This is a genomic window from Sulfitobacter aquimarinus (genome assembly GCF_040149565.1).
Classification (GTDB): Bacteria; Pseudomonadota; Alphaproteobacteria; order Rhodobacterales; family Rhodobacteraceae; genus Sulfitobacter; species Sulfitobacter aquimarinus.
Window position 1 is genome coordinate 45,983 of sequence record NZ_JBEFLO010000015.1, and the last position, 6,207, is coordinate 52,189.

Consider the following 6,207-nt stretch of genomic DNA (forward strand, 5'->3'; position numbering starts at 1 on the left):
AATTACCTGCGGGACTTTGATCTGAGTCAAAGCCCCGCAGCTTTTTGGATCAGCCGAACATGTCAGCGGTTATGCCCGCGTACCAGCCCTCGGATTCCTCATAGGTGGCTTTGCGCACTTCCGCGCTCTCGCCTGTGGCCGAGATGAAGCCGTCGACTTTGGCAATCTTCTCGTCCGTGGCCTCATACGTCGCGCCGACTTTGACACCGTCGTTGGTGTCGATCAACGACCAGCAGGTGTTCGAGAACTTGGCAGGGAAGACTTTGGACCCTGTCAACGCGCCGCGCACCGCGTTGGCACATACCTTGGCTTGGCTATTGGCGGAAAAGCCTGATTTCGGCATGTCGCCCTGCTGTGAGGCATCGCCCAGAACGTAAATGTCGGCGTCGGCTTTGGTCGACATATCGGCCGCGTTTACGGGTGCCCAATTGCCGTCTGTCACGCCTGCCAACTCGGCGATGCGGCCGGCTTTCATGGCGGGGATGACGTTGCAGACGTCGACCTTGGTGACTTCGCCGTCGATGCTCACGGTCATGGCGTCGGGGTCCACCGCGACGTTGCCGCCGCCAAAGTCGTCGCCGATCCAGTCGATCATGCCTTCATAATGCTCGGCCCAGCCTTCCTGGAACAGCGCCATCTTCGAGAACTTCGGCTTGGGGTCCGCGACGATAATCTTGGCCGTCGGGTTATTCGCCTTGAGGAAATGCGCCACCATCGAAACCCGCTCGTAGGGGCCGGGGGGGCAGCGGTAGGGGTTCGGCGGGGCGACCATGGCGAATGTCCCGCCTTCGGGCATCGCGGCCAGTTGCGCCTTCAAAAGCTCGGTCTGCGAGCCACCTTTATAGGCGTGGGGCATCGCGTTTTGCGCAGACAGGTCCCAGCCTTCGACCGCACCATCGACAAAGTCGATACCGGGCGACAGGATCAGCTTGTCATAGGGAACCGATCCGCCCCCCGCGAGGGCGACAGTCCTGGCATCGCGGTCCACGCCTGTGGCCCAGTCATGCACAACATTCACGCCGCCAGCGGCCAGACCACCGTAGGAATGGCCCAGATCGTCAATCTCTTTCACGCCGCCCAGATAGAGGTTCGAGAAAAAGCAGGTGTAGTACATGCGCGTGGGTTCGATCAGGGTGACGTCGATCTCACCCTTGCTGTCTTTGGCGATATAACGCGCGGCAGTCGCACCGCCCGCACCGCCGCCGACAACAACCACGCGGGGCTTGCCGTGCCCTGCCGCAAAGACGGTTGGCGCAGCAAGCGTGGCTGCCGCCGCAGCGCCCGTGCCGATAAATAGGCGTCTATTCAGTTTCATAGTCTCTCCTCCCAGAGTTTGGCCCCGTTTATTCGAGGTCCTTGAAATATGCCGCCAAGGCCGCAATCTCTTCGTCGTTCAAGCGGCCCGCCATCATCTGCATGACCGGATGCGGTCGAAGTTTACGTTTGTAGGCGTGCATCGCTACCACAAAGTCCTCGGTCGGCCACAGCGTGATCGCGGGTATCCCTTCGGATGCGCCATCAGCACGGTGGCAGGTCAAACATTCCGACGCGAGGTATTCGCCGTATTCGGCATCCCCCTCAAGCGCGAGGATCGCGGGGTCCAGATCGTGATCGGTGGCGATTGCCGTGGGCTCGGCCTCGGGCACGTCGGACGGATTGTCCGAAAAGCTGCGCATATAGGCAAGGACGTCTGCGCGGTCCTCGGCGTCTTTCAGGCCGCGAAAGCTCATCCTTGTTTTAGAGACCAAGGCGCGCGGATTCTCAAGATAGGCGTCCAGCGTTTCTGCCGTCCAGACCAGCCCGTCGTCCCCTGCCCGCTTCATGGATTTGGAATAGCGATAACCGTCATGGGCCGCCGCACCGCGCCCGAAAATCCCGTTCAGATGAGGGCCGATCCTGTCGGTGGCCCCCTCCCCTATCTGGTGACATCCGGTGCATTTGGAAAACACCTTTGCGCCTTTGTCCACGTCGCCGATCTGCTCGGCTGTGGCCGCACCTGCAATCAGCAGAGCGGCCACAAAGGAGGTAAAACGTGTCACCTGATCAGTTCCCGAACGACTTGAGGTATTCGATCACAGCAGCCTGATCGGCCTCTTTCTTCAGACCCGCAAAGGACATTTTAGTGCCCTTCATGTAGGCCTTGGGCTTGGCAAGAAAGGCGGCCAGCTCGGCTTCGGACCAGATCAAACCACCCTCGGCGGCCTTCTGCATGGGTTTCGAGTATTTGAACCCGTCCACCGCCCCCGCAGCACCGCCCACAACGCCGTTCAAAATCGGGCCAGAGCGGTTCTTGGCGCCCTCGCCGACCTGATGGCATGACTTGCACTTGCGGAACACTTTCTCGCCCTTGGCGGCAAGGTCTGCGTCAAATGCCGCAGCGACGACAACGGGTTCCGCTTCGGGCTCAGGCGCGGGCGCGGCGGTCACTTCGGCCACAGGCGCGGGCGCCGCTTCGGCACCTTCTTCTTCGGGTGTCACATCCAGAACCATCGCACGCATGGTGACTTCGGCAGGGCCGTCCTTGCAGTTTTCCATGCACGGCTCACCGCGCCAGATCGCGTATTCCGTCTCCGCACGATCATCGAGGATAAAGCCACCCGCGTTGGGCATTTCGACGTCAAAGAACGTCTCGCGCGACAGCTCGAAGTCGTCCTCGATCATGTCGTTGGAATAAAGGATATAGGCCACGATCTGATAGACCTCGTCATCAGTGAGCGTGCCCGCATTGCCGTAAGGCATGGAGCGTTTGATATAGTCGAACGCCGTGCTGAGATAGGGCCAATACGACCCGACAGTCTTGAGCGGGTCCTCGTGATCAAGCGTATCCATACCGCCTGCCAGCTTGGGCCAGTTGTCGATACCTTCGGCAAAATCGCCGTGACACGCCGCGCATTTATCGGCAAAGACTTCTTCGCCGTCGAACGCATTGCCCGACCCAGCGGGCAGACCTGTGCCATCGGGGCTGATCTCGTGATCCCATGCGGCGACTTCTTCGGGCAAGGCCGTGCGGCCAAGGCCGAATTTGCCCGCCAGCGCGGGGCCTGCGATGATGGAAAGCGCCGCAACCAGCGCGGTGGATTTAAGAAACTTCGACATTTTCTGCCTCCCCGTTCCCGCGCACCAGCCATGTCTGGATGCAGTTGTTATGATAGATCGAGTTCAGCCCGCGCACCTCGCGCAACTGCGCTTTGGTCGGCTGAATGTACCCCGTCTCGTCGATGGCGCGGCTTTGCAGCATCATCTCCGAGCCGTCCCATTCGGTGTCGAGATAAAAGCGCGTCAGCGCCATTTTCTCACCGGGTTTGGCAAGGCGTGCGGTTTCCCATGTCATGCCGCCGTCCTTGGACACATCAACCCGCGTGATCGCCCCCTGCCCTGACCATGCAAGACCGCTGATCACCAGCGGGCCTTTGCCATGTTTGATGGGCGCTTGCGGGCTGGGGCTGGTCACGACAGATTTTGCATCCATCGCCCAAGTCCATTTGCGCGCAATACCGTTGTCCAGAACGTCGGTGTATTTGGACGTCTCCTCGCGGCTCTCGACGGGTTGGTTCGTCACCTCAATACGGCGGATCCATTTGACCCACATATTGCCTTCCCAACCGGGCACGACAAGGCGCACGGGATAGCCGTGTTCCTTGCGCAGCGCCTCGCCGTTGGCTTTGAACGCCACCAGCACATCATCCAGCGCCTTTTCCATCGGGATTGACCGCCCGTTCGAGGACGCATCCGCGCCTTCGACAAACACCCATTTGTCCTTGAGGTCGCCCGCCGTATCAAGGCCCGCTTCCTCCAGCAGGGTACGCAGCGGCACGCCCGTGTATTCCATATTGTGGATCATCCCGTGGGTGAACTGCGCACCGTTGAGTTGCGCACCCGCCCACTCCATGCCCGTATTCGCTGCGCATTCGCAGAAATACACGTGGTTTTCGCGCGGGAAGCGTTCCAGATCGGCGTAGGTAAAGACCAGCGGCGTGTCGACCAGACCGTTGATCATCAAACGGTAGTCTTCCTTCTTCAGGTCAATCGCGCCCGAGTGGTGACGCTCAAACGCGCAGCCCTGCGGCGTGATCGTGCCATCCAGCGCATGGATCGGCGTAAAGTTGATCGAGCTTACGGTATCCGCCGTCAGCCACTCCACATTGCGGCGCACGACATCATCTTCGTAAGAAATGGGCAGGCCATACGGCGTCTCGTCCACACCTTCGCCAAAGGCGCGGGCCCAATCCTGTACTTCAGTGATTAGCGGATCAGGCGTCTGTGCGCCAGCCGCCCCTGCGCCCAACGCGCCGACACCTGTGGCCGCCGCACCGCGCAGGAAAGCGCGGCGTGAGGGCGTGTTTACGGGAGTTTTCTTTGACATCGTATTTGCCTCCGTCTGGAGTGGCCGCGCTTACGCGCCCACCACTTTCACACTGTTGTTCGGATCAAGGGAGATGGTTCCCTGTTTTGCGATATGCGCCTCGACCACGTCCCAGATGGGCGGGCCTTCGGTGCCTTCATTCACGCTTGCCCAGCCTGCGATCTGATAGGTCTTGGCGGGGTCGATCAACTCACCGGTTTTGAGCAGGGTCATCTCGGTGATCCGCTCGCCTTGGGGTTTGGTCACGTCGATGCGGTAGCCAAGGCCACCCGTGCGCACCATGTCGCCGCCTTGCTGGTAATAGGGGTCGGGATTGAACAGGTTGTCGGCCACGTCCTCCAGCACCACATGCAGGAATTCGCCTGTCATCTCGGTGCGGTAGGCCTCGCCGTAGCTCATGGAGGTGACGTTCCAGATGTCTTCGCGGGTGATGTCCTGACCGGGCAGGATACTTGGCCCCCAGCGCACGCCGGGTGACAGGGCAATATCCGCGTCCCGCTCGGAAATCAGCGCGTCGCAAATGAGGTCATCCCATGTGCCGTTGAAATTCCCGCGACGGTACAGCGTCTGGTCATCGCCCGTGCGGCCAATCACTTCGGCCAGCTGCGCGGCATAGGGTTCGCGCTGCGCGTCGATGACTTTTGTCACCTCGGCGTCAGGCGTAATCACATCCGAGAAGATCGGGATCAGCTTGTGACGGAAGCCCATCATGCGGCCATCGCGCACGTCCAGATCAACGCGGCTGACAAACTTCCCGTTCGAGCCTGAGGCCACGATGATCGTCTCGCCCACCAGCACAGGTTCGGGCAGGGCGTCATGGGTGTGGCCCGACAGGATCACGTCGATGCCGGTGACCTTGCCCGCCATCTGCTTGTCCACGTCAAAGCCGTTGTGGCTGAGGCAGACGACCAGCTCGGCACCAGCTGCGCGCACCTCGTCCACCATTTCCTGCATCCGCTCGTCGCGAATACCGAATGAGTATTCGGGGAACATCCAGCCCGGATTGGCGATGGGCATATAGGGGAAGGCCTGACCGATCACAGCGATTTTCACGCCGCCCCGCTCAAAGAACTTGTAGGGCGGGAAAAGCTCTGTCGGCTCGTCCCATTCCGCGTCAAAGATGTTCTGGCCAAGAGCGGCAAAGGGCAGACCCTCGACGATCTCGTTGACGCGGTCCGAGCCCAATGTGAACTCCCAATGGAATGTCATCGCGTCGGGTTTCAGCGCGTTCATCACGTTGACCATGTCCTGCCCTTGGGTCTGGTGACAGGTGTAGCTGCCGTGCCACGTGTCGCCGCCATCCAGCAGCAGCGCGTCGGGGCGGTCCGCACGGATCGAGTTGATGACGGTCGAGACACGGTCCAAGCCGCCAACACGGCCATAGCTTTGGGCAAGCGCGCTAAAATCGGTGTGGGTCAGCGCATAGGCAGAGGGGCTACCATCGTCGATGCCATAGAGCCTGCGGAAGTCTGCGCCCGTGACATGGGGCACGGCGCCTTTGTTATCGCCCACGCCGATGTTCACCGACGGCTCGCGGAAGTAGATCGGTTTGAGCTGCGCGTGAATATCCGTGATGTGGATAAGGGAGACATTGCCAAAGGTATCAAACTCCAACAGCTTGTCCTGGGTCATTGCCTGCTGTGCAGCCAAACGCGACCAGTTCCCAAAGCCCGACCCCCCATAAACGGCGGCCGCCGCCATGCTGGTTTGCAAAAAATCACGGCGAGATATCATCGCGAAACTCCCTTACGCAAATACATATGCGCATTAATGAATTAGTAATCTAAGAAAAAACCCGCAGCACAATCGCGCTGCGGGTCCCATTGTTTAGTTACGGATCGACG

At 60.3% G+C, this 6,207-nt stretch carries 5 protein-coding genes; all 5 read right to left on the reverse strand.

Features of this window, described 5'->3' with window-relative positions; genetic code table 11:
- Positions 1-49 precede the first annotated feature (49 nt).
- From ABMC88_RS17865 to soxB, 5 genes are read right to left on the reverse strand one after another with little or no spacing between them, the layout of a single operon-like run.
- Positions 50-1,315, reverse strand: coding sequence for an FCSD flavin-binding domain-containing protein (locus tag ABMC88_RS17865; RefSeq protein WP_349578245.1), 1,266 nt, complete (start codon positions 1,313-1,315; stop codon positions 50-52).
- A gap of 28 nt (positions 1,316-1,343) precedes the next feature.
- Positions 1,344-2,039, reverse strand: a complete 696-nt coding sequence (locus ABMC88_RS17870; RefSeq protein ID WP_349578246.1) for a c-type cytochrome — start codon at positions 2,037-2,039, stop codon at positions 1,344-1,346.
- Positions 2,040-2,043: 4 nt separating this feature from the next.
- Entirely contained in the window at positions 2,044-3,096 is a 1,053-nt protein-coding gene (locus ABMC88_RS17875; RefSeq protein ID WP_349578247.1) for a c-type cytochrome, read from the reverse strand.
- Positions 3,080-4,363, reverse strand: coding sequence for a sulfite dehydrogenase (gene soxC / locus ABMC88_RS17880; RefSeq protein ID WP_349578248.1), 1,284 nt, complete (start codon positions 4,361-4,363; stop codon positions 3,080-3,082). The genes ABMC88_RS17875 and soxC overlap by 17 nt, the downstream gene beginning before the upstream one ends.
- 30 nt (positions 4,364-4,393) lie before the next feature.
- A complete protein-coding gene (gene soxB / locus ABMC88_RS17885; protein ID WP_349578249.1) occupies positions 4,394-6,097 on the reverse strand; it encodes a thiosulfohydrolase SoxB in 1,704 nt (567 codons plus the stop codon).
- Positions 6,098-6,207 lie beyond the last annotated feature (110 nt).